The following is a 26224-nucleotide window of genomic DNA, read 5'->3' as shown; positions in this document are numbered from 1 at the left end:
GCGGCGCGGGGGAGTAGTCTGTGATGTCGTGGGTGCAATTCGTCTTTGTTCAAGGTCAGCCTGCCGCAACTCAGCGGTGGCCACTTTGACGTACGTGTATGCCGACTCCACCGCGGTCCTGGGACCCCTGGCAACCTATGCCGAGCCGCACTGCTACGACTTGTGTGAACAGCACGCCGGGTCCCTGACGGTCCCGCGCGGCTGGGAAGTGATGCGGCTGGCCATGCCGGCCACCCCCGCAGGTCCCGGCCCCGATGACCTCCTCGCCCTCGCCAATGCCGTCCGGGAAGCGGCCTCGCGGCCCGCCGCGCCGGAATCCGGCCAGGGCCAGCGCAGCGTCCATCCGGCCCTTGAAGCTCCTGCCGGGGCCGAAGGCACCCGCCGGGGCCATCTGCGCGTCCTGCGCGAACCTTCGTAGGCGGCAACTGGCGGTAGGCTGGGAACTGCAAAATCCGTAAGCCACCGGCGCCTGCTGCGGCGTCCACCAGGGAGCGTTCACCATGCCGAAGATCAGTCCCGAACTGTTGTCTGTCCTGAGATGCCCCGTGACCGGTTCGCCGCTGGTGCAGGACGGCGAGGAACTCGTCACCACCACGGCCGGCCCTTCCGGAGAGAAGCTGCGCTACGCGATCGAGGACGGCATCCCCCTGCTGCTGCCGCCGGAACTGCTTCCAGCCGCCGCGGCGGCCCCGGCTTTCCAGCACGACGGCGGCCAGCCCGACGCAGCCAAGCCCGATGCAGCCTCCCGCCCCACCGGCGCTTAGCCCCCGGGCCCATCGCTTTGCCGCTCGGCTTCGAAGTACTTTCCAGCCACCGATAAGCACCTCTACCGACTTCACAGGCAGCCAGGTCCCGGACCTGCCCGCCGGCCACAACAAAGGATTCAAATGACTCTCGATTACAAGATTGCGGACATCTCCCTGGCCGAGGCAGGCCGTCACCAGATCCGCCTCGCCGAGCACGAAATGCCCGGCCTGATGTCCCTGCGCGAGGAGTTCGGCGCAAGCCAGCCGCTCAAGGGTGCCCGGATCGCCGGCTCCCTGCACATGACGGTGCAGACCGCCGTGCTGATCGAGACCCTCACGGCACTCGGCGCCGAGGTCCGCTGGGCCTCCTGCAACATTTTCTCCACGCAGGACGAAGCCGCCGCCGCCGTAGTGGTCGGCAACGGCACGGTTGAGGACCCCCAGGGTGTTCCCGTGTTCGCCTGGAAAGGCGAGACCCTCGAGGAATACTGGTGGACTGCGGAACAGATCCTGACCTGGCCCGGCGCGGACAGCAACCCGGACCTCGGCCCGAACATGATCCTCGACGACGGCGGCGACGCCACCATGCTGGTCCACAAGGGCACCGACGTCGAGGCGCTCGGCGCTGTCCCGGCCACCGCAGAGGACGAGTCCGAGGAAGGCCGCGTCTTCCTCGAGGTGCTGCGCGCCTCGCTGCAGGCGGATCCGCAGAAGTGGACCCGGATCGGCTCCCGCCTGCTCGGCGTCACTGAGGAAACCACCACCGGTGTGCACCGCCTCTACCAGCTCGCGGAGCAGGGCAAACTGCTGTTCCCGGCCATCAACGTCAACGACTCCGTCACCAAGAGCAAGTTCGACAATAAATACGGCATCCGCCACTCCCTGCCCGACGGCATCAACCGCGCCACCGACGTCCTGATGGGCGGCAAGGTCGCCGTCGTCTGCGGCTACGGCGACGTCGGCAAGGGCGCAGCGGAGGCCTTCCGCGGCCAGGGCTCGCGCGTCATCGTCACCGAAATCGACCCCATCTGCGCCCTCCAGGCAGCAATGGACGGCTACCAGGTCGCGAAGCTGGAGTCCGTCCTCAGCGGGGGCCACATCTTCATCACCACGACGGGCAACAAGGACGTCATCATGGCCGAGCACATGGCCGGGATGCGTGACAAGGCGATCGTGGGCAACATCGGCCACTTCGACAACGAGATCGACATGGCCGGACTGGCCCGGATCCCGGGCATCAAGAAGGTCGAGATCAAGCCCCAGGTGCACGAGTGGGTGCTGGAGGCCGATCCCGCCACAGGCAAGGACAGCCGCTCCATCATCGTCCTCTCCGAAGGCCGTCTGCTGAATCTCGGCAACGCCACCGGCCACCCGTCCTTCGTCATGAGCAACTCCTTCGCCAACCAGACGATCGCGCAGATCGAGCTCTTCACCAAGCGAGACCAGCCGGAAGGCGAGCGGGAGTACGAAAAGCAGGTCTACGTGCTGCCGAAGATCCTTGACGAGAAGGTCGCCCGGCTGCACCTCGATGCCCTTGGAGTCGAACTGACCGAGCTTTCGAAGGAGCAGGCCCAGTACCTGGACCTTGAGGTTTCCGGCCCGTACAAGCCGGACCACTACCGCTACTAGGACGCGCCGGCCGCCGCACCACGCCTTCGCCACCACGGCCCAGCACCGGCGGGTGACTGCCACGAGGGCTCCGGACTGCCGTCCGGGGCCCTCTTCGTGACCGGATCGTGGCGGGGCCGACGGCGGGTCCCACCGGTATTTCCCTTATGCTTTCAAGGTAACTTCTGGAAGGACCTGAGTATTGTGAACGCCCCGAGAAGCCGGAGCACCGGCCGCAAGCTTGCCGTCCTCGGAGCGGTCTGCGCCATAGCCGCGGCCGGCGGGGTGTTCGCGGCGGGACCCGGATTGGCCCATGCCTCCTTCGCCTCCGAGGCCACCTCGCCGGAGCGCTCGACGCCGGGACTCGCCTTCCCGGTGGTGGCGCCTGCGCAACTGGACGTCGTCCCGGCGAATGAGGCCAAGCAGGTCAACCCGGCCGCGCCCGTGACCCTGAAGGTCAAGAACGGCCGGATCGACCGCGTGTCGCTCACCAGCGGTTCCGGTGACGCCGTGGAGGGGACCCTCAGCGCGGATGCCTCCAGCTGGACGGCGACTGCACCGCTGAAGTTCAACACCCGCTACAGCTACACCTTCTCCGTGGTGGACGCAGCCGGCCGCAAGGAGAACACCACACGGACTTTCACCACCGTCTCCACCGCCAACGAAGCCGACGCCGCCATCTACCCGCTGGACGGCATGAAGGTGGGAGTGACGCAACCGCTGCAGATCACTTTCAGCGAGCCTGTCCTGAACCGGGACGCCGTCGAGAAGGCCATCAGGATCAGCTCCACCTCCGGGCAGCCAGGCGACTTCCACTGGTTCAGCAACACCATGGTCCGGTACCGTCCGGAGAGTTTCTGGACCGCGAACAGCACCATCACCATGGACATGCAGCTCTTCGGCGTCGACCTCGGGAACGGGCAGATCGGCAACTTCAACAAAAAGGTCACCGTCCACATCGGCGACAAGAAGGTCGCCATCGCGGACGCGACCGCGCACACGTTCACGGCCAGTATCAACGACCAGCAGGTCGGGCAGTGGCCGGCGACCATGGGCGACACCCGGTTCCCTTCGGCCCGCGGGTACCTCGTGTTCATGGAGAAGTACCGCGTGGAGCACATGGATGCCTCCACCATCGGGCTCAAGCCCGGCGACCCCGCCTACTACGGCCAGCTCGACGTCAACTACGCCACGCGCCTGACCCCGAGCGGGGAGTTCATCCACCAGGCCACGGACTCCGCCATGCCGTATCTAGGCGTCGCCAACCTCTCCCACGGCTGCATCGGGTTGGGGCCGGACGGTGCGAAATGGGTCTTCGAGAACATGACTACCGGTGACGTGGTCCAGGTGGTCAACACCGACGGCGACTTCGCCGCTGTGGACGACGGCTACGGGGACTGGAACATCCCCTGGGCGCAGTACGCCAACTGAGGCCCGCGGGCGGCTCCGCGAACCGCGGTAAGACTTTTTATTTGGGGGACAGGACATGGACGAGATGACAACGGACCTTGGCGCGCGGCGCCGGCGCGGCAAACCCGGGTCCCGGCGGGAACCCGGGGGCAAGGGCCGCCGGAGAAGCGGGAAGATGCTGGCTGTGCTGGCACTCTGCGCCGCCGTCGGCGCCGGCGGAATCGGCATCGCGACGGCGCCCGGCCGGGCCGACGCGGAAATGCCTTCAGAGGCAGCTTCCCCGATGCGGAACGTCGCGGGCCTCGCGGCCCCGGTGGTGAAGGCCGTGGAACTCGGTGTGACCCCGACCGACGGGGCCAAGGCCGTCAACCCCGCCGCACCGGCTTCGGTCAAGGCCGTCAACGGGACGGTGAAAGACGTCGTTCTCGAGCGTGCCTCCGGCGGCGGCCGCGTCCCCGGGACCACGAGTCCGGACGGCTCCACCTGGACCGCCGGAGATCCCCTCGATTTCGATACGAAGTACAAGTACAGCTTTACGATTGTCGACCAGGCCGGCCGGGAGACGAAGAAGGCCCAGACCTTCGCGACTGTCGCCAAGGCCAACGAGGCCGACGCCGCCGTGTATCCGCTCAACGGCACGACTGCCGGGGCCGGCCAGCCTATCGAGATTGTCTTCAGCGAACCGGTGCTGAACAAGGAGGCCATGGAGAAGGCCGTCACGGTTACGGCTTCCTCCGGCCAGGCCGTGGCGTGGCGCTGGTACTCGGACCGGCGCGTCCGGATCCGGCCCGAAGCATTCTGGGCTGCCAACAGCGAGATCACCGTGGACCTGAAGCTCTTCGGCGTCGACTTCGGCAACAAGATGATCGGCAACTCCGACACGAAGGCCTCCTTCAAGGTGGGACCGCAGCGCCTCGCAGTCGTAGATGACATCACCAAGACCATGAACGTGTACTTCGACGGCCAGCTGGTCAAGACAGCACCGGTCACGCTGGGAGACGCTGAGTGGCTCTCTCCAACGGGCTTCGCCGTCATCATGGAGCAGGAACGCCACTCCAAGTTCAACGCCGGCAGCATCGGCCTCAAACCCGGCGACAAGGGCTACTACCCGCCCCTGACCGTGGAATACGCCAACCGCCTGACCAGCTCCGGTGTCTACGTCCACCAGGCCCTCGAATCTGCGTGGGGTGCCGTGGGCAAGTACAACGTCTCGCACGGCTGCGTCGGGCTGCTCCCGGCCGACGCGGCCTGGTTCTTCAACAACATGAAGACCGGCGACGTCGTCCAGACCCTCAACACCGGAGCGCCGGCCGTGGAGCCGCTCGAAGGTTTCGGCGACTGGAACATCCCGTGGGCGCAGTACGCCAAACGATGACCGCAGGCCGGGGCCGGCCGCACCGGGATGCCGCCTGAATCCCACCGCCTGAATCCCGGCCCGCTTCGGGGTGGCATCTCGCCCACCCCGCGGCTCGGGCGGTAGGCTCGGAGGCAGATATGTAGCGTTGCCGGGCCCCGGGCCGGCGGCGCGGCCGCCTACGGAAGCGAAGCTGCAGTGACTGACTCAAGTCCCACCCCTCCGAACCGACAGGATCCGCAGCTGGATCCGGCCGATGACGCTGACGAACCCGCGTTCGACTGGATGAAGCAGAACCCGGCGGAGAAGCGTTCCGCTGCCCCTTCCGACCACTCACCGGCGACGGCTGCCGGCGCTGCTCCGGCCACGACGACGGACTCAACCGCGCAGGACGCCACCACGCCGACGACGCCGGACACGACGCCGGCGTGGCGCCAGGCCGGCAGCCGCGCCGACCGCAAGGCTGCGGAAGCCGCCGTCGAACCGGCACCCCGGGGCAACGGCAGCCACTTCAGCGAGCCGCTGCCAACGTCCGCACTGCAGGTCCGGCCATCCGAGGAAGAGGTGCAGCGCCGGAACGCCGAGCGGGAACACGCTGCAAACGCCAAGCCCGTCGCCCCGCGCGTGATGCAGGTCCTGCTCGCCGTGTGCTTCCCCGTCATTTTGCTGGTGCTGGCCATCCGGGCCATCGCCAGCCCGCTGTTCCTCTGGGTCGAGTACAACCGGCCGGGCTTCCCGGGCGACGGCTACGGCTTCAGCACCGACGACCGCATGACCTACGGATCCTATGCCGTCGACTACCTCAGCAACTGGGCAGGACCGCGTTACCTGGGCGAACTCGTCCACCGCGGGGGAGACAAACTGTTCAAGGACGGCGAGGTCAGCCACATGGCCGACGTCAAGGTCGTGATCCTGTCCGCCTTCGGCGCCGGCGTCCTGCTGATTCTCCTGAGCCTCATCGCCGCGATCTACCTGCGGCGCCGCAGTACCGGCGGAGTGCGCCGCGGCCTGTTCGCAGGCTCCATCATCACGCTCGTTATCATCATCGGCCTCGGCGTGCTGGGTGTGCTGGGCTGGGAACAGTTCTTCGCCCAGTTCCACAGTGTCTTCTTCGCCAACGGCACCTGGACGTTCTCCCTGCAGGACACCCTGATCCGGCTCTTCCCCGCCCAGTTCTGGGTGGACGGCGGTATTGTCATCGCCGGCCTGGTGCTGGTCGCCTCGCTCGCCACCCTGATCCTGACCTGGCCAACGCGCAAGCGCCGCGGGCTGCCGAAGCGCAGCGCAGCGAAAGAGGACCCGGCCGGCGAGGACACCACCGAAACTGACGCCACCACAGACGCTGTTCCCGGTGACGCACCCGCCAGGCGCTCGCTCTTCCGCCGGGACAAGGCCAGCAAGGCCGATGCAGGCGCCGGCGACGAGCCGGCCGCCGATGATGCGGCCGCCACGGACTCAGCCGCCGGCCGCTCCGCCCCGCGTTCCACTGCCCCGGGGCGCCCCGGCGCTGCCGGGACCGGAACATCAGCGACCGGGACGACTGACACCGGCACACAGGACACCCCCACGCGGGGGCAGTCCAGCACCGTCTAGCAAGCCCGGATCAAGGCGCCGGATCACGGCGCTGAATCCGCCCGGGACACCGGCGACGGACAGGCAACCGGAAGCGGCCGGCACCCACGGTGCCGGTCGCTTCCGTGCATCCCCGCCGGAGATGCCGCGGTGTCAGCCGTAGATGCGGTTGATCTGCGCCTCGAAGTCGCGCACGACGGCGGCCCTCTTGAGCTTGAGCGACGGCGTCAGGTGCCCGGACTCCACCGTGAAGTCGGCGTCCAGCACCACGAACGTGCGGATGGACTCGGCCTTGGAAACGAGGGCGTTCGCGTCGTCCACGGCCCGCTGCAGGGCAACCCGGACCAGGTCACTGCCCCGGGCCTCGGCGGGGCTCATCGCCGGAATCCTGTGTGAGGCGCACCAGTTCTCCAGGCCCTCCGGGTCCAGGTTAATCAGGGCTGACACGAACGGTCTGCCGTCCCCGATCACCACGGCCTGGAGGACCAGTTCGTGCTCGCGGATCTTTTCCTCCAGCGGCCCGGGTGCGACGTTCTTGCCGCCGGCGGTGACCAGCAGATCCTTTTTCCGGCCCGTGATGGTCAGGAAGCCGTCCGCGTCGAGGGAGCCGAGGTCGCCGGTGCGGAAGAACCCGTCCACGAACGCCGCCGCATTGGCCGCGGCGTTGTTGTGGTAGCCCTTGAAGACGCCGATGCCCTTGACCAGGATTTCGCCGTCCTCGGCAACCCGGATGGTGGTGCCGGGCACCGGGATGCCGACCGTGCCCACCTTGGTCCGCGCCGGAGTGTTGGCCGTGCACGGTGCCGTGGTTTCGGTGAGTCCGTAGCCTTCGAGGACGGGGATGCCGGCGCCGCGGAAGAAGTGCGCGTCGTGCGGACTCAACGGGCTGGCCCCTGAGACCGTGTAGCCCAGCTGGCCGCCGAAGGCCTGCCGGAGCTTGGGATAGAGCAGCCGGTCGAAGAGGGCGTGCTTGGCGCGGGTCACCAGCCCGGGGCCGCTCCCGTCACCCCGGGCGGCGGAGTCAAGGGCCTTTGAGTAGTCGATCGCGACGGCGGCTGCCGACTCGAACAAGCGTTCCTTCCCGGCGAGGGCCGCCTTGTGGGCGGCGCCGGCGTAGACCTTTTCGAAGATCCGGGGCACCACGAGCAGGAAGGTGGGTTTGAAGCTGGCCAGGTCCTCCAGCAGTTCCTTGGCGCTGGCCGTGTGGCCCAAAGTGGTCCCGGCGCTCAGGCAGATCACCTGGACGGCGCGGGCGAGGACGTGGGCCAGCGGGAGGAACATGAGGGTCCGGGTGCGGGGCTGCATCAGGATCTCGGGCAAGAAGGGCACGATGTTGCGGGCGACCAGGGCGAAGTTCCCGTGGGTGATTTCGCAGCCCTTGGGCCGGCCTGTGGTGCCGGAGGTGTAGACGAGCGAGGCGACGTCCGCGAGTCCGGCCGCGGACCGGTGGCGTTCGAGCTCGGCGTCGCTGACTCCGCTGCCTGCCGCGGCGAGGCTGGCGAGGTTGGGGGCGGCGCCGTCGTAGTCCATCCGCACCACGGGGAGCACGGTGTCGCCGAGCACCCCGGAGCTGTCCAGCACCTGGCGGACAAGGGCCGCCTTTGCCTCGTTCTCCGCGAAGATCCGTCGGGCCCCCGAGTCATGCAGGATCCATTCGATCTGGCTGGGGGAGGACGTTTCGTAGATGGGAACGGGCAGGCCGCCGGCGAACCAGATGGCAAAGTCGACCACGGTCCACTCATACCGGGTGCCGGACATGACCGCGACGGTTTCGCCGGGAGTGATGCCGCCGGCGATCAGGCCCTTGGCCAAGGCCCGGACCTGGTCCAGGAACTGCTGTGCGGAGACGTCGGCCCAGCCGGCCGGTCCTTTGCGGGAGTACAGCGCATGCACGGGATCCTTGGCGTGCTGCTCGAGCAGCAGATCGGTCACGTTGCTGCCCGGGTCGAGCTCGACGAGCAGCCCGGTGCTTGCTTCTCTCACAGCCGTTCCTCCGTTCCGCGTCCGCCTCGTGCCGGTGGACGTCCCCTGCAATCCTGCCCTAGATCCAGGACGGCATCCACATCCGGAACCGCCAATCCTGGTAGGTGATGGTCTCGGCGGTCCAGACCGGATAGAAGAAGGCCGAGACGGCGACGGCCGTGACCACAAAGAGCGCCACGAGGTAGAGCCCGGAACGCCGCCGCCACAACGGATCCGCCCGCTGCCCCAGGACGAGGCCCAGGCAGTACACGAGGGCCAGTACCAGGAAGGGCTCGAAGGACACGGCGTAGAAGTAGAACATGGTGCGTTCCGGGTACAGGAACCAGGGGAGGTAGCCGGCTGCCACGGCCGCCAGGACGGCCCCGGCGCGCCAGTCACGCCGTCCGGCCCACCAGAAGAGCAGCACGCCCAGGCAAACGGCGGCGCCCCACCAGATGAGGGGGTTGCCCACGGAGAGGATCGCCGTTGTGCAGCTGGTGGCATCGCACCCCGGGCTGCCCTGCTTGGGGGATTCGTAGAAGAAGGAAGTAGGCCGGCCGAGCACCAGCCAGCTCCAGGCGCTGGCCTCGTACGGGTGGTCCGCGCTGAGCCCCTGGTGGAACTTGTAGGCCTCCAGGTGGTAATGCGCCAGGGACCGGACGGCATTGGGCAGCCAGCCCCACTCCGCCGAAGGGACGGTTTCAGCCCAGTTCCGGAAGTAGGCGTCCTTGGACCGGAACCACCCGATCCAGGTGGCGGTGTACACCAGTGCAGCCACCGGCACGATGCTGAGGAAGGCGGGGATCCCGTCCTTGAGGATCCCGCCGCTGATCCAGCCGTGGATTCCAGCGATCCGGCGGGCGCTCAGGTCCCAGAAGACCGTCAGCAGCCCGAAGCCGGCCAGGAAGAACAGCGCGGACCATTTGGTGCCGACCGCCAATCCCAGGCACACCCCGGCCGCGAGCCGCCACCAGCGGATCCCCAGCCAGGGGCCCGACGCCAGCTGCAGCAGGCTGGGCCGTCCGTCCGGGGAGGCGGCGGCCTGCCGGCCGAGCCGCCCGGCAAGCCGGCGGCGGCCGTCGTCGCGGTCCATCAGCAGGGCCCCGAACGCGGCAAGGATCCAGAACATCAGGAAGATATCCAGCAGCGAGGTCCGGGACATCACCAGATGGTGTCCGTCCACCGCCAGCAGCACCCCGGCCACTGCCCCAAGGGTCAGCGAGCGGAAGAGTTTCTGGGCGATGAGGGCCAGCAGGAAAATGGACAGCGTACCGGTCAGAGCCGCCCCGAACCGCCAGCCGAAGGGATTGTCCGCGCCGAAAAGCCACATGCCGGCGGCGATCATCCACTTCCCGACCGGCGGGTGGACGACATATTCGGGGGTGTCCAGCAGCACCCCGGGATTGCCGGCGATAAAGGAATCGTTGGCTTTGTCCGGCCACGCCCGCTCGTAGCCGCTGACCAGGAGGGAGTAGCTGTCCTTGACGTAGTAGGTCTCGTCGAAGACCAGGTTGCGGGGCGTATCCAGCCGGACGAAGCGCAGGACGCCGCCGAGGGCCGCGGTGATGACCGGAATGAGCCAGAACCACAGCCGAAGCGAGGGCGGGTAGTCCCGCCAGCTCCGGATGCCGCCGATCAGGCGGTCCTTGAGGGCTTCGGCGGTAAACGCCTCCGCCGGGCGGGTGACCCAGCGGTGCCCCTCCAGGTTGCGTCCGGTGCTGGGGGCTGGGGGCGCCGATCCGGGGGAACCGGCGTCGACAGTCCGCGTGGGGGTCTGCGTCACGATGCCCATGCTACCTTTTGCGGCCGGGGCCATCGGCCCCGGCGCCGCCCCGGTTCGCGGGTCCGGCCAGTCTGCAGGGGCCCCGTGCCGGCAGTAGGCTGGTTATGTGGACCCAAAACTGAGCACTTCCCCGAACCTTCCCGGCGACAACCTGGTCCCTGCGGACGACGTCGAAGAGGGTGCCGGTGCCGGCCCCGGCGGCCCCCCCAGGACGGAGCAGGCGACGGAGCAGGGCACGGAGCAGGGCACGGCGCCGGCTGCGCAAAGCGGCGGACCCGGCCGGATCGTGCTGGCGGCAACCCCGATCGGCAACGTCGGGGACGCCACCTACCGTCTGGTCGAGCTGCTGACGACGGCGGACATCGTCGCCGCCGAGGACACCCGCAGGCTGCACCGGCTGGTCCAGAACCTGGGGATCACTGTTGCCGGCCGGATCATCAGCTACCACGAGCACAACGAGGCCGCCAAGACCGGTGAACTCCTGGAGCAGGTGCGCTCCGGCAAGACCCTCGTGATGGTGACCGACGCCGGCATGCCGTCCGTCTCGGACCCCGGCTTCCGCCTGGTCGAAGGGGCCGTGGCCGCCGGATTGACGGTCACCGCAGCACCCGGGCCGTCCGCGGTGCTCACCGCGCTCGCGCTCTCCGGCTTGCCGACCGACCGTTTCTGCTTCGAGGGCTTCCTGCCCCGGAAAGCCGGAGAACGCGCCTCCCGCCTTGCGGATCTCGACGCCGAGCGGCGCACCATGGTCTTTTTCGAGGCCCCGCACCGGCTGGAACCGATGCTCCGGGCGCTGCGTGAGCGGTTCGGCGCGGACCGTCGTGCCGCCATCTGCCGGGAACTGACGAAGACGTACGAGGAAGTCATCCGGGGCACCCTGCGCGAGCTGCTGGAGTGGGCCGAGACCAACGAGGTGCGCGGCGAGATAGCCGTCGTTGTGGGCGGCGCCCCGGAGCGGGAGCCGGGCACGCCGGAGGACCACGTGGCCGACGTCAACGCGCTCATAGCCCAGGGAATCCGGCTCAAGGAAGCTGTCGCGGCCGTGGCGGAGGACGCCAAGGTCAGCAAGCGCGAACTCTATTCCGCGGTGCTCGCAGCCCGGTAGTCCCGCCCGCCGCCGGCTGGAACGGCGCTGTGCAGCTGCACAGCGAAGCGTGCCCGGCGTAGTGCGGACATGCGTAGACAGCCCCGAGAGCACAGCAGTACCGTGGCAGTAAATCCAGCGCGCTGAGACGGTCTTATGAACGGCGCTGAACCCGATCCCATCCACCCCGAATCGCTGACGAGGGAGTCAACCGTGACTGTAACTGCCCAGCCCATTGTTACCGCAGAGCGCGAGAGCGCCCTGCTGGCGTCTGTCCCGACCGGCCTCCTGATCGGCGGCCAATGGCGCCCGGCCGCTTCCGGCAAGACCTTCGACGTGGAGGACCCCTCGACCGGCAAGGTCCTGCTGAGCATTGCCGATGCCGGGCCCGAGGACGGGGCTGCCGCCCTGGACGCGGCCGCCGCTGCGCAGGAGTCCTGGGCGAAGGTCCCGGCCCGGGAACGCGGGGAGATCCTGCGCCGGGCCTTTGACCTGGTCACCGCACGGGCCGAGGACTTCGCGCTGCTGATGACGCTGGAGATGGGCAAGCCGCTGGCCGAGGCCCGCGGCGAGGTCACGTACGGCGCCGAGTTCCTGCGCTGGTTCTCCGAGGAAGCCGTCCGCGCGTTCGGCCGGTACTCCGTGTCCCCGGACGGGAAGTCCCGGCTGCTGGTGACGAAGAAGCCGGTGGGCCCGTGCCTGCTGATCACGCCGTGGAACTTCCCGTTGGCCATGGCGACCCGCAAGGTGGCCCCCGCGGTCGCTGCGGGCTGCACGATGGTGCTGAAGTCCGCGAACCTGACCCCGCTGACCTCGCAGCTGTTCGCGGCCGTGATGATGGAGGCCGGGCTGCCGGCCGGGGTCCTGAACGTCATCCCGACCTCCACGGCCGGGGCGACCACGGGTCCGCTGATCAAGGATTCCCGGCTCCGCAAGCTTTCCTTCACGGGATCCACCGAGGTGGGCCGCCGGCTGCTCGCCGATGCCTCCGAAAACGTGCTGCGGACCTCGATGGAACTGGGCGGCAATGCCCCCTTTGTCGTGTTCGGTGACGCGGACGTCGATGCCGCTGTCACCGGGGCGATGCTCGCGAAGCTGCGCAACATGGGCGAGGCCTGCACAGCCGCGAACCGGTTCATTGTGCACGAATCCGTCGCGGATGAATTCGCGGAGAAGTTCGCCGCGAAGATGGCGGAGATGACCACGGCCCGCGGCACCGAGGCGGAGTCCAAGGTGGGCCCGCTGATCGATGCGAAGAGCCGGGACAAGGTCCACGAACTGGTCTCCGACGCCGTCGCCGCCGGTGCGGTCGCGGTAATCGGCGGCGCCGCCGTCGAGGGCCCGGGCTACTTCTACCAGCCCACCATCCTCAAGGGAGTCACCGAGGGCACCCGGATCCTGTCCGAGGAAATCTTCGGACCCGTCGCCCCGATCATCACCTTCGACACCGAGGACGAGGCCGTCCGGCTGGCGAACAACACCGAGTACGGACTTGTCGCCTACGTCTTCACGCGCGACCTCAACCGGGGCATCCGGATGGGCGAACGCCTCGAAACCGGCATGCTGGGCCTGAACGCCGGCGTCGTCTCCAACGCCGCCGCCCCCTTCGGCGGGGTCAAGCAGTCAGGCCTGGGCCGGGAAGGCGGACTCGAAGGCATCGAGGAATACCTCTACACCCAGTACATCGGCATCGCCGACCCCTACGCCGGCCAGTAACACCCCCCCCGGCTTACCGGGGCGGCCTCAGCTCCGGCGCAGCCTACGCACCCGGCGCAGCGTTTCGCGGGCCCTTGACCAGGCCCTTGCGACGCCGCGCCGGGTGCTCTGTGCTGCGCGGCGGGCGGCGCGGAACGGCGCCCTGGCCGCATGCCGCCAGACAGCCAGGATGGAGGACGGCAGCCACTCCGCACGGAACCGCCGGAGCGGTCCGGCATGGGCGCGCAGCGAACTGCGGACCGACGATATCAGCGGTGCCGCCGATGTGACGGGGCTGACTGTGCCGGGGGAACGGTCGGCGTCGGGCCCGGCCGGAGGACCGTATTGCCGGCGTTCGAAGTCCGCAGTCAAGGCCCTGACGGCCTTGTGGCTGTCCGCGTCCATGGCCTGCGGTTCGCCCAGGGCCCCCGAGGAGCGCAGCCTTTCGGAGTAATGCCGTGGAGTCTCGCTGGTCCGCGCCGCCACGCCGTAATCCATGGTGAGGTCGCGCAGTTCCGCCCAGGCCTGCAACGCTGCCGCACTCCGGCCTCGGGAACCGTTCAGCCGGCGGCGGCGGACTGCGCTGCGTGCCAGGTGCGGCGACGCCAGCAGAAGCCCCAGGAGCAGCAGGGCGCCGGTGCCGTACAGCACGGGCCGCAGCCTACTTGCCGTGTCCGCCGGGGCGGCAGCTCCCGGGAGCGGCAGCGGCGCCACGCTGGGCGCGGGGGAGGGGTTCGGGCTGATGCTCGGAATGAGTCCGTCATTGTTCTCATTCGTGCTGGCGCCGCTGGGGGCTGCGGATTCCGTGGCGTAGGGCGGAACCACGCCGCGCGACGGAGTGGGTTCGAAGGGGACCCAGCCCAACCCCTGGAGATACAGTTCAGGCCACGCGTGGGCGTCACGGGCATCCACCTCGTACTCCGGCAGGGCGCCCTGGCCCCCGATCGACACCGTGGAGCCGGTGGGCCGGCCCGGGGCGTAACCGATGGCAATGCGGCTGGGGATGCCTTCCAGCCGCGCCATCACGGCCATCGCCGAGGCGAAATGAATGCAGTATCCGCTCTTCTGGGTCAGGAAGTCCGCCAGCACAGACAACCCGTTGCCGTCATAGCCTCCCTGTACCGGGGACTGCAGCGAATAGGTGAAATCGACGGAGCGCAGGTACCGCTGGATGGCCATGGCCCGGGCGTAGGGAGTGGCGCTTCCGGCGGTCACGGCCCCGGCGGTGGTGCGCACGATCTCCGGGACGTTGTCCGGCGGCCGGATGAACTGTTCGGCCACACCCTGCACCGGCCCTGTGGCCTGTGCCAGCAGGTCCGGGGTGAGCTGGGGGGCAACAGAGAGCGCGACGTACTGCTGGTCGCGGGAGTTGGTGTCGACGCCCTTGATGCTCAGTGTGGCCGGGTCCCAGCTCCAGCGGCCGGTAAGGCCGTTGACTGCCTCCGGCGCGTAGGGCACCGGCAGATACGGACTTGTGAACTGGCCGGTGTTGACCGCGGTGACCACCCGGACTTCGGTCGCGGCGGACTCGAGGCCCGATTCCATCCTCCCCGTGCCCAGCCGGCGGGTATCATCGCGATCATCGGGCGCCCAGTTGTCCCCGTTGAAACTGTCCACGGTCACGGAGCGAAGGTACGGGGTGCTCGGCGCGTTCGTCGCAAAGGTAATCCGGCCCGCACCGGTGGGGCTGCGCAGGCTGTTGCCCAGGCTGATCATCGGGTTGAGCCCCGAGGCCGGGCCGAAGGGATTCAGCCGGGAGCCCTGCGGGAACGTTCCCTGGTCGAAGCCCGGGATCACCAGCTGGAGCAGGAGGGTAACGGTCAGCGCTACGGCGCCTGTCAGCGCGCCGCGGCGGAACTGGCCCGGGTTGCGTACTGTGTCTGCCCCGGTCCGAACGTCGGGCGCGAACCAGTGGCTGCAGCCGAGGATCATCAGGTAGCCGGCGGCAGCCGCCGCGAAACCCAGCGCGCCCACGCTCTGCGGCTTGATCATGGCGGGAACGATGAGGATGGCGAGGATCCCGAGGCCGCTCGTCGCCGGCAATGCCAAAGGATAGGCAAGGGCATCGACCAGGATCACCACCAGTCCCAGGGCGGCGCAGACCAGCAGGACGATGCCGGCATTCGGTGCCACGGGCGCGCTTTCCCCTAGGACAGTCTCACTGGCCCGGCGCACGTACCGGCCCAGCTGCGTCATGGTGGCGCCGGAGGGAATGAAGCCCACGATGCTCTGCGGACGGAAGAAGGTAAATGTCAGGATCAGCACCAGTGCCGCCAGCGCACCAGCCGTCACGAAGACGCTGCGCCACCGGAGGGCGCGCAGACCGGCCATGGTGAACGCCACTGTGAGGACCGTCGAGAGCACGGGGGAGTACCACGCCCATCCCCGCAGCACTCCGTTGAGGCTCAGGGCTGCACCGGCGACGGCGAGTGCCACCGCGAAGGCCATCAGCCACGGCCGCGCGCCCACCTTCGTCCGTACCTTCGGTTTCCCCGGCGGGACACCCGGGCCGGCGTCCGGGCCGCGCCGCACGCCCGCCCCGGACTGTCCGGCGCCGGCGGCGCTTCGCTGGGGTGTCAGTGTCATCGCCGGATCCCCGTTCCGCGCCGGACGTCGGCGGCCGCGGCCAGTGGTGCGGTGCCGCCGTCGTCGAAGGCGGTCCATGCTGCCGGCAACGGCGTCGAGGGGGAGACGGCCACGGCCCGCCAGCCGCCGAGCCGGAGGGCTTCGAGCACTTCGTCGGGTTGGGCGGCCCGCTCCGTGATCACCAGGGCAAACGCGTTTGCCGCGAAGCCGGCAGCCGGGGAGAGCGCCCCGGCTTCGGCCGGCGTGAGATTTCCGAGGATAGCCAGGACGGGCCCGCGCATCCTGTGGGCGGCCAGCTTGTCCATGAGCCGGTCATCGAACGGCTGCGGACCGGCGCCCGCGCCTGAGGGATGCCGCCGGCCAGGAGTCCCGGGGGCGGCAGCCTCCCTGGCGTCCCGGCGGTTGTGGTGGGGGCTGGCGAGCTGGATCGCGGCCAGGCTTTCGGCGACGGACTGCAGCCCCGGTGCGCCGAGGTACTCTTCCGCGTCCGGCTCGGGTGCGGACGGCGAGTGCTGGAAGGCGGGCTCGCCCGCGGCGTCGAGGAAACGCAACGCATAGTTGCGCTCGGCGAGGTGGGCGGCGATGGACACGGCGGCCGTCACGGCCCACTCGAAGGCGTCGCTGGTCAGGGGTTCGTGGCCGTCCGCGGGGGGAACGCCGCGGTGAAGCGTCCCGCGGTCCGTCCCGCGTGGGCTGCCGAACGGGTGGCGGGCGTGCGAATTCGAGCCGGCCGAAAAGGTGCCGCGGGTGAAGGCCGACAGCCGCTGGTCCAGGATGATGGTCGCTTCCGGCGTGGTGACGGACTCCTCCTGGCGGACCATCAGTTCCCCGTGCCGTGCCGTGGCCGCCCAGTGCACACGGCGCATCGGATCACCGTGGCGGTATTCCCGGGTCATGACGTCGTCGTCGCTCGGGTTGGCCCGGATGCGCGTGGCGGTGACGCCGTCGTGCCCCCTGGCGCCGGCCAGCCCGGTAACGGGAAGTTCGACGGCGGCGGGCGTCACGGTGAGGATGTCGCCGTCGTCGATGGCGTGGCGGTGCACGGACAGCCCGAAGGGGTCGCTGAACTCGGCCGTGACCGGCCCGATCAGGAACTGGCCCCGGTTCCCGGAGCGCAGGTGATATTCGTAGCGGCTGGCCCCGCCCATGGCCGAACGGGCCGGGAACCGGAAAACAGGGGATTCGCCGAACCGGGCGGGAAGGTGCTCCTCCATGAGCGCGTGGCCGGAGCCGACGCCGGTCCGGGCCACGGCCAGGCGGACCGTGGCCGTGGCCGCCGTTTCGACGCTGGCAGGGGTGAACTCCCGGTAGACGCTGAAGTTGGGCTTGAGCAGGCGCGTTCCGGCCAGCGAGAGCAAAGGCAGGACGAACAGCAGGATGGCCAGCGCCAGCAGGTCCCGGCGCCCCATCACCTGGGCTGCCAGCAGGAACACCGCGCCCGTCCCCAGCAGTCCCCAGCCACGGGTCGTGAAGATGTGCCTCGGGATCCGGTCTTTCAGCGCCACGGCCGGGCCACCCCTAGCGGCGGTTCGGCAGCGTGGCAGCCGGGGCGGCCGCCAGGTCCGGGCTGACCGGGACCTTCGCCAGGAGGGTACGGATGACGCTCTGGGCAGTCTCGCCAGTGCTCGCGGCTTTGCGGTCCAGGATGATCCGGTGGGCCAGAACGGATTCAGCCACGCTGACGATGTCGTCGGGCAGCACAAAGTCGCGGCCTTCCAGGGCCGCCGTGGCTTTGGCCGCGCGCAGCAGCTGGAGCATGGAACGGGGGCTGGCACCGAGCCGGAGCATCCCGCTTTCGCGCGTGGCGCGGCCCAGGGACACGGTGTATTCCTTGATCGACTGGGAGACGTACACCTGCCGCACCGTGGCAATCATGGAGGCGACCTCGGCGGCGGTGACGACGGCGGTGACCTTGGCCAGGGGGGATGTGGCCTGGTGGGTTTCCAGCATCTCCATCTCGGCTTCCTTGTCCGGGTAGCCCATCGAGATCCGGGCCATGAAACGGTCCCGCTGTGCCTCCGGGAGCGGGTAGGTCCCCTCCATTTCGATCGGGTTCTGCGTGGCCACCACCATAAACGGCTCGTCGAGCCTGTAGGACTTGCCGTCCACGGTGACCTGGTGTTCCTCCATGCATTCCAGCAGGGCAGACTGCGTCTTGGCCGAGGCGCGGTTGATTTCGTCGCCGATGACGATGTTGGCGAACACGGCTCCGGGCCGGAACTCAAAGGACCTCGACGCCTGGTTGTAAATGGACACGCCGGTGACATCGGACGGGAGCAAATCAGGGGTGAACTGGATGCGGCTCACCGAACAGTCGATGGTGCGGGCCAGCGTCTTCGCGAGCAGGGTCTTGCCGACCCCGGGGACGTCCTCGAGGAGCAGGTGGCCCTGGGCCAGGAGTACGGTCAGTGCCAGCTTGGCCGCTTCCGCCTTTCCGTCGATCACGGTGTTGATGGCGGTCAGGATCCGCTCGCTGGCGGAGCGGAAAGCCTCCGCATCCATGGCCGCGGGCGCCCGGGCGGGGCGCAGCGCAGCCGGGAGCGCAGCCGCGGCGGAGTCGTCCCTGAGGTCCGGCCCCTCAGGGAGTGCTTCGCCTAGGGAGATGCGGTGGTAGTCCATCGGTAGCCTTTCAGCCCTGGTGGTTCCCGGGTCGGATCGGCATGGAGCCTGCCGGGCCACTCGTCGGGTGTGTGCCTGTGTTCCTGACCGTTGATTCCTAGCCTCCCTGCTCCTGGCTGCTGATTTTTTCCGTGGTGCGGAAGCCGGTCTTTAGACCAGAGTACTAACACAACTGCCGGGCCTGACAGAGAGTTCCGGGGAAATCTCCGCCAGGCTTCCGCCCGGCTGGTAGCGCGGTCGGGTTAACTCCTGCGCGGGCCGGTTCATCCGGCCGGGGACCGCCGATAAGGTTGAAAGATGAGCACCCCCCTTACCCCCGTCCCGTTCCGTGCGCCCGGCAGCGATGGCACCGGCAGGCAGGGATATCCGCCGGCGCCGGAACCGCTTCCCGTGCCGGTCATGGACAACCACACCCACCTGGATTTCCCCCACAGCGAGCTGAAGGTCAGCATCACCGACGCCCTCGACGCCGCCGAAGCGGTCGGGGTGCAGGGTGCCGTGCAGGTGGGGTGCGACCTCGAATCGTCCAGGTTCACCGTGCGGGCGGTCGAGCTGGACCCGCGGCTGCTCGGCGCCGTCGCCCTCCACCCCAATGACGCGCCGGACTACGCCGCCCGGGGCGAACTGGAGGAGGCCCTGGCCGAGATTGAAGCCCTCGCGGCGCACCCGCGGATCCGGGCCATCGGCGAGACGGGCCTGGACTTCTTCCGCACCGAGGGCGAGGGGCTGGCCCACCAGCGCTACTCCTTCCGCCGACACATCGATATCGCGAAGCGCCTTGGGCTGACATTGCAAATCCATGACCGTGACGCCCACGATGACGTGGTGCAGGTGCTGCGGGAGGAAGGCGCCCCCGAGCGCGTGGTGTTCCACTGCTTCTCCGGCGGGGAGGACCTGGCCCGGATCTGCAACAGCGAGGGCTGGTATATGTCCTTCGCCGGGACGCTGACGTTCAAGAACGCCGCCAACCTCCGGGCCGCGGTGGCCATCGCGGAGCCAGAGCGGATCCTCGTCGAAACGGATGCCCCGTTCCTCACCCCGCACCCGCACCGGGGCCGTCCCAACGCCAGCTATCTGGTCCCGTACACCGTCCGGGCCATGGCCGAATTGACTGGATGGGAGCTCTCGGAACTGTGTTCCCGAATTGCCGGAAATACCGTGCAGGCCTACGGATCCTGGGACTGATGTGACGAAAACAAACCCCGCGGGGTAGATACTTGGTATGCACAATTTGTTGGACGGTTTATAACGCTCCGGTTACAGTGGACAACTATTAGCCGGGGTCGGGGAAGGCCTTCGGATAGTTTCACTCCTGCAGGGCGCGCATCGTGGCCAACGAACCATGGGCGCGCTCTCGTTTGTGAGTGTGGCGGTGCACACAGCTGCCGCGGACACACCGCACCGTTTCCGGTGCCGCCTCCGGGCTGTCTGCGACGGGTGGGACTGTGCACTTTTCCCCGTGCCCGGATGGTCCAAAAGATACGGGCAATCGTGGTCAAGTTCTTTACATCGGATGGCAAGTTCAGCTTCGTCAAGGTCGGCACGCAGCTCGTGGTGCTCGTCGCCCTGGTGCTGGGGCTCGTCGCCTTCGTCGGCAACAACAAGACAGTCACCCTCAACGTCGACGGCAAAGTGAGTTCCGTCCAGACCTTCGGCGGCACTGTCGGCCAGGTGGTCAAGGGCGCCAGCCTTGAACTCCAGTCTTCCGACCGGGTCACGCCTGCTGCGGACTCCCATGTACAGGACGGCACCGTCATCAACGTCAACCTCGCCAAGGCCGTCAAGGTCAGCCTGGACGGCGCCGAGCGGACCATCAGCACCACCTCACCCACCGTCGAAGGCCTCGTGACGGAACTCGGCGTCGCCAGTTCCTCCGAGCTGTCTGTTCCGAAAGACGCGCAGCTCGCGGTCTCCGGTTCCTTCGTGTCCATCTCAACGCCAAAGACCGTGAGCATCGTCGCTGACGGCAAGGCCGACAAGACCACGACGACTGCCGCCAATGTGTCCCAGCTCCTCTCCGACGCCGGCATCGCGCTGGCCGCGAGCGACCGCGTCTCGCAGCCGGGCAACGCGCCCGTGGTCAATGACATGGTGATCAAGGTTTCCCGCGTGGACGTCAGCAAGACGGCAGACGCCACCGAGTCCGTGCCGTTCGAAACCCTCACCTCGGAGGACGCCGGCATGGCCAAGGGTGAAAAGAAAGTGACCCAGGCGGGCGTCGCCGGCACCATCAACAAGAGCTTCAAGCTGGTCCTGGTCGACGGCCGCGAGGCCTCCCGCACCCTGGTGTCCCAGTCCGTCAGCACGCAGCCGGTCACCGAAAAGGTCACTGTCGGCACCAAGGAAAAGCCGAAGCCGGCAGCCCAGGCCGCCGCCGCGAACACCGGTGCCGCGGCCCCGGCCATGATGAACGAAGCCATGTGGGACAAGGTCGCGCAGTGCGAGTCCGGCGGCAACTGGTCCATCAACTCCGGCAACGGCTACTACGGCGGCCTGCAGTTCGACGTCCGGACCTGGCTCGGTTCCGGCGGCGGCGCGTACGCACCGAATGCGGCCGGGGCCAGCAAGGCCCAGCAGATCGACATCGCCAACCGCGTCTACGCTCAGCGCGGCCTGCAGCCGTGGGGCTGCGGCTGGGCCGCCTCAAGCTAGTGGCGCCGGGCCGGGGCCTTGGCTCCGGCTGACGGGCATGAATCAGCGCCGGTTCCGCAGCGGCTGACCACGGCAGCGGAAGTCCGGCATGGGCCGGGTCCGGTTTTTCGGACCCGGCCTTCGCCATGCCCGGGCCGGGCAACGGGATAGGATACCTAGGTGACTGAACCGACCCCCTCCGCGCCAGGCAGTGCGCCAACCAGTGCACCAACCAGCACGCCGGCGGGCGCCCCCGCACCCCTCATGGGCGCCTCGGACATCCGCAGGCTGGCCGAGGAAATCGGCGTCCGCCCCACCAAGAACCTCGGTCAGAACTTCGTCATTGACGGCAACACCATCCGCAGGATCGTGGCGGCTGCTGACATCCACCCGGACGAGACAGTCCTGGAGGTCGGGCCGGGGCTGGGGTCCCTCACCCTGGGCCTGCTGGACGCCGCCCGCTCGGTCGTCGCCGTCGAGATTGATCCGGTCCTCGCCGGCAAACTCCCTGCCACAGTCGCCGCGTGGCGGCCGGACGCCGTCGGGAATTTCCACCTGGTCCTCGCCGATGCCATGCGGGTCACCGAGCTTCCCGTGGAGCCCACCGCGCTCGTGGCGAACCTGCCCTACAACGTCGCCGTCCCGGTGGTCCTGCACCTGCTGCAGCACTTCCCGAGCCTCCGCCACGGCCTGGTCATGGTCCAGGACGAGGTGGCCGACCGGCTGGCCGCCGGGCCCGGGTCCAAGACCTACGGCGTGCCCTCGGTCAAGGCGGCCTGGTACAGCAGCATGCGCAAGGCCGGGGTCATCGGCATGAACGTCTTCTGGCCGGCGCCCAAAATCCACTCCGGCCTCGTGGCGTTCACCCGCAGGGAACCACCCGTCACCACGGCCACCCGGGAACAGGTGTTCGCCGTCATCGACGCCGCTTTCGCCCAGCGCCGCAAGACCCTGCGCGCCGCCCTGGCCGGCTGGGCAGGCAGCGCAGCGGAGGCCGAGCGGTGCCTTCGTGCCGCCGGCGTCGACCCCACCGCCCGCGGCGAAGTGATCGACGTCGCGGCGTTTTCGCGGATCGCGGAAGCGCACGAGCGCCCGGCTCAATGACCCCCGCGGCAGCCACGGAAACGTGAGGCCGCACCCGCGCTGTGCTTGGAGCCTGCCCCTGCCATGCCATAGCGTGGAGCCATGAACGCAGTGAGAGGGCGCTTTGCCGCGAGGACTGTCCGGGTCAAGGCTCCCGGCAAAGTAAACGTCTCACTGGACGTCGGGCCGCTGCGTGCGGACGGCTACCACTCGGTGGCCAGCGTCTACCTCGCGGTCTCCCTCTACGAAGAAGTCGCCGCCACCAGCACGGACACCGGGGAGATCACGGTCAGTATCAGCCCGGAAAGCACCCTGGACCTCGACGGTGTCGACATCCCCCTGGACCGGCGCAACCTGGCCTACAAGGCCGCGGCCATCATGGCCGACGTCTCGGAGCACTCCACCGGCGTCCACCTCGAAATCACGAAGCGGGTTCCCGTGGCCGGCGGCATGGGCGGCGGCTCGGCCGACGCCGCAGCCACCCTCCTTGCCTGCGACGCGCTGTGGAACAGCGGCCTCTCGCGCGACGAACTCGCCCATCTGGCCGCCGAACTCGGCGCCGACGTGCCGTTCTCCCTACTCGGCGGAACCGCCGTCGGGCTCGGCCTGGGCGACGAACTCTCGCCGGCCCTGGTCAAGGCGCAGACCGACTGGGTCCTCGTGGCCGCGGACTTCGGCCTGCCCACCCCCGAGGTCTACCGGACCCTGGACCGGCTGCGCGCCGCCGAAGGAGCGGTCATCGAGGAGCCCACCGCGGTGGACCCGATGATCCTCCAGGCCCTGCGGGCAGGCGATGCCGATGCCCTGAGCCGGGTGCTGGTCAACGATCTCCAGCGCGCCTCGATTGAGCTGGCCCCCAGCCTCCGGGACACCCTCGGACTCGGTGAATCCCTGGGGGCGATCGCCGGAATTGTCTCCGGCTCCGGCCCCACGGTCGCGCTGCTGGCCCACAGCCCGGCGGCGGCTGAGGGACTGGCCAACGACCTGCGGCACCACGGCCTCGACGCCCTGGCGGTGCACGGCCCGGTTCACGGGGCGCGCATCATCTCCGATACGCTCCTTTAAGAGGATTGTCGTCCTCCTCCGCACGACCTACCGGGCTTGGGTCAATCCAGCCTGACCAGATTCGCTCGACATTATTCTTCTCTAGGAAAGCAGTTCCCAGTGGCACACCTGCTCGGCGGCGAGAACCTCACGGTCTCGTATGCAACCCGTACCGTCCTCGATGGCATCACCCTCGGCCTTGAAGAGGGCGACCGGATCGGCATGGTCGGCCGCAACGGCGACGGCAAATCGACGCTGATGCGGCTGCTGGCCATGCGCGCCACCCCGGACTCCGGCCGCGTCACCAAACGCAGCGAAGTCAACATCGGCTACCTGGACCAGAGCGACGTGCTCGACGGCGACCTCACCGTCGGCGCCGCTATTGTCGGGGACCAGGCCGACTACGAATGGGCCCGCAACCCGCAGATCCGCGAAGTCATGGGCGGACTCGTCTCCGACGTCGACTGGCACGCCAACGTGCACGCACTCTCCGGCGGCCAGAAGCGCCGTGTGGCGCTCGCCAAGCTGCTGATCGAGGACCACGACGTCATCATGCTCGACGAGCCCACCAACCACCTCGACGTCGAGGGCGTCGCCTGGCTGTCCCGGCACCTGAAGACCCGCTGGCGGCCCAACCAGGGCGCCTTCCTCGTGGTCACCCACGACCGCTGGTTCCTCGACGAAGTCTGCACGAAGACCTGGGAAATCCACGACGGCATCATGGACCCGTTCGACGGCGGCTACGCGGCCTATGTGCTGGCCCGCGCCGAACGTGACCGCTCAGCATCCGTGGTGGAAAGCAAACGCCAGATGCTCGTGAAGAAGGAGCTCGCCTGGCTCCGGCGCGGCGCCCCGGCCCGCACCGCCAAGCCCAAATTCCGGATCGAGGCTGCCAACGCCCTGATCGCCGACGTCCCCGAACCGCGCGACTCGACGGCGCTGAGCAAGATGGCCACGGCCCGGCTCGGCAAGGACGTCCTGGACCTCGAGAACGTCTCCCTGGACTTCCTGGGCGGCGAGCCCGGCCAGAAGCTCTTCGACAACATCACCCTGCGGCTCGCCCCCGGCGAGCGGCTCGGCCTGGTGGGCGTCAACGGCGCCGGCAAGACCACCCTGCTGAAGCTCCTCAACGGCGAGATCCAGCCCACGTCCGGCAAGGTCAAGCGGGGCAAGACGGTGGTCACCGCGGTCCTGACCCAGGAGGTCAAGGAGCTCGACGACGTTTCGGATCTGCGCGTCATCGAAGTGATTGAGCGGGAGAAGCGTTCCTTCAACGTCGGCGGCAAGGAATTCACCGCCGGCCAGCTCGTGGAGCAGCTTGGCTTCACCAACGAGAAGCAGTGGACCCCGGTCAAGGACCTCTCCGGTGGCGAACGCCGGCGCCTCCAGCTCCTGCGCCTGCTCGTGGGGGAGCCCAACGTGCTGATGCTCGATGAGCCCACCAACGACCTCGACACCGACACCCTGGCCGCCGTCGAAGACGTGCTGGACGGCTGGCCGGGCACACTCGTCGTCGTCAGCCACGACCGCTACCTGCTGGAACGCGTCACGGACCACCAGATGGCGCTGCTCGGTGACGGCAAGATCCGCGCCCTGCCGCGCGGCGTTGACCAGTACCTGGAACTGCGTGAAGCGGCGCTGGCCGGCTCCACCATCACCGGCGGCGGCAACCCGGTCACCGCTGCCAGCGGCGCTTCGGCACCCGCGGCAGCCGGTCCGTCGGAGGGCGAAAAGCGGGACGCCCGCAAGGCCAAGAACCGGATCGACCGCCAGCTGGGCAAGCTCAAGCAGCAGGAAGACAAGATCCACGCCCAGATGACCGCTGCCGCCGCCGACCCCTCTGCCGTCGGCGAACTCGGCGGACTTAACAAAAAACTCAAGGAGTTCGCCGTCGAACGCGAAGCCCTCGAACTCGAATGGCTCGCCGCGCTCGAGGTGCTGGGGGAGTAGGCTTCCGGGCCGCTCGCCTCGGCCCACTCGAAACCCTTCGGACATGCCCCTTGGTGCAGGCCAGGGATGGGCATAATGGCACTATGTCCATTCTTGGGGGCCAGGGGAGGGCATGTCCCGCGGGGCGCTAGGTTGGTTCGGTTGCTTCGTCGCCGGCAGGGCTTCGCCATGTCCCTGGGTCCTGGCCCAGGCTGGACATGTCCCTCGGCCCACTCAAAACCCTTCGGACATGCCCCTTGGTGCAGGCCAGGGATGGGCATAATGGCACTATGTCCATTCTTGGGGGCCAGGGGAGGGCATGTCCCGCGCAGGGCTCAGAACTCCGGGGCCCGCCCCGGTGCCCGGCATGCGAAGTCCGGCTAGTCGTCGCTGCGGAGTTCGGGGTCCTTTTGGAGGCCCGTGAGGCCATTCCAGGCAAGGTTGACCAGGTGGGCGGCGACCTCGCGCTTGTCCGGGGTCCGGCTGTCCTGCCACCACTGGCCCGTCATCGCGACCATGCCGACCAGCATCTGCGCGTACATGGCGCCGTCGGCCGATGTGAAGCCGCGGCGCGCGAACTCGTCGGCCAGGATGTACTCCACCCGGGCCGTGACGTGGGAAAGCAAGGTGGAAAACGCCCCCTCGGGTTGGGTCGGCGGAGCATCGCGCATAAGGATCCGGAAGCCGTCCGCACGGTCCTCGATGTAGCTCAGCAGCGCCAGGGCTGCGCGCTCGACCAGGACGCGCGGCTTCGCTTCCTCGGACAGTGCGTCGTTGATGGAACCCAGCAGGATCCGGAACTCGAACTCAACGACCTGCGTGTACAGGCCCTCCTTGGAGCCGAAGTGCTCGTAGATCACCGGTTTGGAGACGCCCGCGGCAGCGGCGATCTCCTCGATGGTGGTCCCGTCCAGTCCGCGGAGCGCGAAGAGTCCCCGGCCGATGCCGATGAGCTGGCTGCGGCGCTGGGGCCCCGTCATCCGGATCCGGGGTACGTAATCGGCAGACCGGACGGGCCGGCCGCTGCGGCCCTCCGCCCCTCCGGATACCCCTGCGCTCTTGCTCACAGCTCCATCATGCCCCAGAACATCCGCCAGGAGGGCTGCGGCCGGACCACG

The 26224-nt window shown here is 68.6% G+C and carries 19 protein-coding genes; 13 read left to right on the top strand and 6 right to left on the bottom strand.

Annotated elements, in window-relative coordinates:
• Positions 1–28: 28 nt before the first annotated feature.
• The 6 genes from ACZY0Y_RS01485 (at position 29) to ACZY0Y_RS01460 (ending at position 6711) form a co-directional block, all read left to right on the top strand.
• On the top strand, positions 29–418 hold the full coding sequence (locus ACZY0Y_RS01485; RefSeq protein WP_160669137.1) for a DUF3499 domain-containing protein: 390 nt from the start codon (positions 29–31) through the stop codon (positions 416–418).
• 82 nt (positions 419–500) lie between these two features.
• Positions 501–764 (top strand): Trm112 family protein, encoded by a 264-nt coding sequence (locus tag ACZY0Y_RS01480; RefSeq protein ID WP_463883602.1) that lies wholly within the window; start codon positions 501–503, stop codon positions 762–764.
• A gap of 123 nt (positions 765–887) precedes the next feature.
• On the top strand, positions 888–2375 hold the full coding sequence (gene ahcY, locus ACZY0Y_RS01475; RefSeq protein WP_463956545.1) for an adenosylhomocysteinase: 1488 nt from the start codon (positions 888–890) through the stop codon (positions 2373–2375).
• A gap of 174 nt (positions 2376–2549) precedes the next feature.
• Positions 2550–3785, top strand: coding sequence for a L,D-transpeptidase (locus tag ACZY0Y_RS01470; RefSeq protein WP_463956622.1), 1236 nt, complete (start codon positions 2550–2552; stop codon positions 3783–3785).
• A gap of 154 nt (positions 3786–3939) precedes the next feature.
• Positions 3940–5139, top strand: coding sequence for a L,D-transpeptidase (locus ACZY0Y_RS01465; RefSeq protein WP_463883633.1), 1200 nt, complete (start codon positions 3940–3942; stop codon positions 5137–5139).
• A gap of 177 nt (positions 5140–5316) precedes the next feature.
• The gene (locus tag ACZY0Y_RS01460; RefSeq protein WP_463956544.1) at positions 5317–6711 is read left to right on the top strand and encodes a TIGR01906 family membrane protein; all 1395 of its coding nucleotides are present in this window, start codon (positions 5317–5319) and stop codon (positions 6709–6711) included.
• 132 nt (positions 6712–6843) lie between these two features.
• Here ACZY0Y_RS01460 and ACZY0Y_RS01455 read toward each other — a convergent pair whose 3' ends face one another.
• Both ACZY0Y_RS01455 and ACZY0Y_RS01450 read right to left on the bottom strand, forming a co-directional pair.
• The gene (locus ACZY0Y_RS01455) at positions 6844–8673 is read right to left on the bottom strand and encodes an AMP-dependent synthetase/ligase (protein WP_463883606.1); all 1830 of its coding nucleotides are present in this window, start codon (positions 8671–8673) and stop codon (positions 6844–6846) included.
• A gap of 58 nt (positions 8674–8731) precedes the next feature.
• Positions 8732–10444, bottom strand: a complete 1713-nt coding sequence (locus tag ACZY0Y_RS01450; RefSeq protein ID WP_463956543.1) for a dolichyl-phosphate-mannose--protein mannosyltransferase — start codon at positions 10442–10444, stop codon at positions 8732–8734.
• A 274-nt stretch (positions 10445–10718) separates the two neighbouring features.
• On the opposite strand from ACZY0Y_RS01450, the gene rsmI reads away from it, so the two are divergent.
• Together rsmI and ACZY0Y_RS01440 are read left to right on the top strand one after the other, a co-directional pair.
• Entirely contained in the window at positions 10719–11540 is an 822-nt protein-coding gene (gene rsmI, locus ACZY0Y_RS01445) for a 16S rRNA (cytidine(1402)-2'-O)-methyltransferase (protein ID WP_463883635.1), read from the top strand.
• Between the two features lie 192 nt (positions 11541–11732).
• Entirely contained in the window at positions 11733–13235 is a 1503-nt protein-coding gene (locus tag ACZY0Y_RS01440) for an NAD-dependent succinate-semialdehyde dehydrogenase (protein WP_463883609.1), read from the top strand.
• Between the two features lie 27 nt (positions 13236–13262).
• On the opposite strand, the gene ACZY0Y_RS01435 is transcribed toward ACZY0Y_RS01440, so the two are convergent.
• From ACZY0Y_RS01435 to ACZY0Y_RS01425, 3 genes are read right to left on the bottom strand one after another with little or no spacing between them, the layout of a single operon-like run.
• Complete coding sequence (locus tag ACZY0Y_RS01435) at positions 13263–15800, bottom strand: transglutaminase TgpA family protein (RefSeq protein ID WP_463956542.1); 2538 nt, start codon at positions 15798–15800, stop codon at positions 13263–13265.
• The gene (locus ACZY0Y_RS01430; RefSeq protein WP_463956541.1) at positions 15797–17305 is read right to left on the bottom strand and encodes a DUF58 domain-containing protein; all 1509 of its coding nucleotides are present in this window, start codon (positions 17303–17305) and stop codon (positions 15797–15799) included. The genes ACZY0Y_RS01435 and ACZY0Y_RS01430 overlap by 4 nt, the downstream gene beginning before the upstream one ends.
• A 13-nt stretch (positions 17306–17318) precedes the next feature.
• The gene (locus ACZY0Y_RS01425) at positions 17319–18419 is read right to left on the bottom strand and encodes an AAA family ATPase (RefSeq protein WP_463956539.1); all 1101 of its coding nucleotides are present in this window, start codon (positions 18417–18419) and stop codon (positions 17319–17321) included.
• Positions 18420–18716: 297 nt separating this feature from the next.
• On the opposite strand from ACZY0Y_RS01425, the gene ACZY0Y_RS01420 reads away from it, so the two are divergent.
• The 5 genes from ACZY0Y_RS01420 (at position 18717) to ACZY0Y_RS01400 (ending at position 25127) form a co-directional block, all read left to right on the top strand.
• On the top strand, positions 18717–19604 hold the full coding sequence (locus ACZY0Y_RS01420; RefSeq protein ID WP_463883615.1) for a TatD family hydrolase: 888 nt from the start codon (positions 18717–18719) through the stop codon (positions 19602–19604).
• Between the two features lie 282 nt (positions 19605–19886).
• Positions 19887–21071 carry a resuscitation-promoting factor gene (locus tag ACZY0Y_RS01415; protein ID WP_463956538.1) on the top strand — a complete coding sequence of 395 codons (1185 nt, stop codon included), beginning with the start codon at positions 19887–19889 and terminating at the stop codon, positions 21069–21071.
• A gap of 159 nt (positions 21072–21230) precedes the next feature.
• The gene (rsmA, locus tag ACZY0Y_RS01410; protein ID WP_463956537.1) at positions 21231–22154 is read left to right on the top strand and encodes a 16S rRNA (adenine(1518)-N(6)/adenine(1519)-N(6))-dimethyltransferase RsmA; all 924 of its coding nucleotides are present in this window, start codon (positions 21231–21233) and stop codon (positions 22152–22154) included.
• Between the two features lie 81 nt (positions 22155–22235).
• Positions 22236–23198, top strand: a complete 963-nt coding sequence (locus ACZY0Y_RS01405; RefSeq protein WP_463883620.1) for a 4-(cytidine 5'-diphospho)-2-C-methyl-D-erythritol kinase — start codon at positions 22236–22238, stop codon at positions 23196–23198.
• Positions 23199–23297: 99 nt separating this feature from the next.
• Positions 23298–25127 carry an ABC-F family ATP-binding cassette domain-containing protein gene (locus ACZY0Y_RS01400; protein ID WP_463956536.1) on the top strand — a complete coding sequence of 610 codons (1830 nt, stop codon included), beginning with the start codon at positions 23298–23300 and terminating at the stop codon, positions 25125–25127.
• 359 nt (positions 25128–25486) lie between these two features.
• On the opposite strand, the gene ACZY0Y_RS01395 is transcribed toward ACZY0Y_RS01400, so the two are convergent.
• Complete coding sequence (locus tag ACZY0Y_RS01395; protein WP_160669130.1) at positions 25487–26086, bottom strand: TetR/AcrR family transcriptional regulator; 600 nt, start codon at positions 26084–26086, stop codon at positions 25487–25489.
• Positions 26087–26224: the final 138 nt, after the last annotated feature.

The sequence above is a fragment of the Pseudarthrobacter kochi genome (genome assembly GCF_055412805.1).
Note: the sequence above shows the minus strand (reverse complement) of the source record. Positions and strands in the feature narration are given on the sequence as shown.

Excerpts from the sequence above, each read along its gene's own strand:
- ACZY0Y_RS01480 (WP_463883602.1), top strand. The coding sequence starts at position 501 with ATGCCGAAGATCAGTCCCGAACTGTTGTCTGTCCTGAGATGCCCCGTG.
- ahcY (WP_463956545.1), top strand. The coding sequence starts at position 888 with ATGACTCTCGATTACAAGATTGCGGACATCTCCCTGGCCGAGGCAGGC.
- ACZY0Y_RS01465 (WP_463883633.1), top strand. The coding sequence starts at position 3,940 with ATGCTGGCTGTGCTGGCACTCTGCGCCGCCGTCGGCGCCGGCGGAATC.
- ACZY0Y_RS01450 (WP_463956543.1), bottom strand. The coding sequence starts at position 10,444 with ATGGGCATCGTGACGCAGACCCCCACGCGGACTGTCGACGCCGGTTCC.
- ACZY0Y_RS01435 (WP_463956542.1), bottom strand. The coding sequence starts at position 15,800 with ATGACACTGACACCCCAGCGAAGCGCCGCCGGCGCCGGACAGTCCGGG.
- ACZY0Y_RS01425 (WP_463956539.1), bottom strand. The coding sequence starts at position 18,419 with ATGGACTACCACCGCATCTCCCTAGGCGAAGCACTCCCTGAGGGGCCG.
- ACZY0Y_RS01420 (WP_463883615.1), top strand. The coding sequence starts at position 18,717 with ATGAGCACCCCCCTTACCCCCGTCCCGTTCCGTGCGCCCGGCAGCGAT.
- ACZY0Y_RS01415 (WP_463956538.1), top strand. The coding sequence starts at position 19,887 with ATGGTCCAAAAGATACGGGCAATCGTGGTCAAGTTCTTTACATCGGAT.
- ACZY0Y_RS01405 (WP_463883620.1), top strand. The coding sequence starts at position 22,236 with ATGAACGCAGTGAGAGGGCGCTTTGCCGCGAGGACTGTCCGGGTCAAG.
- ACZY0Y_RS01395 (WP_160669130.1), bottom strand. The coding sequence starts at position 26,086 with ATGACGGGGCCCCAGCGCCGCAGCCAGCTCATCGGCATCGGCCGGGGA.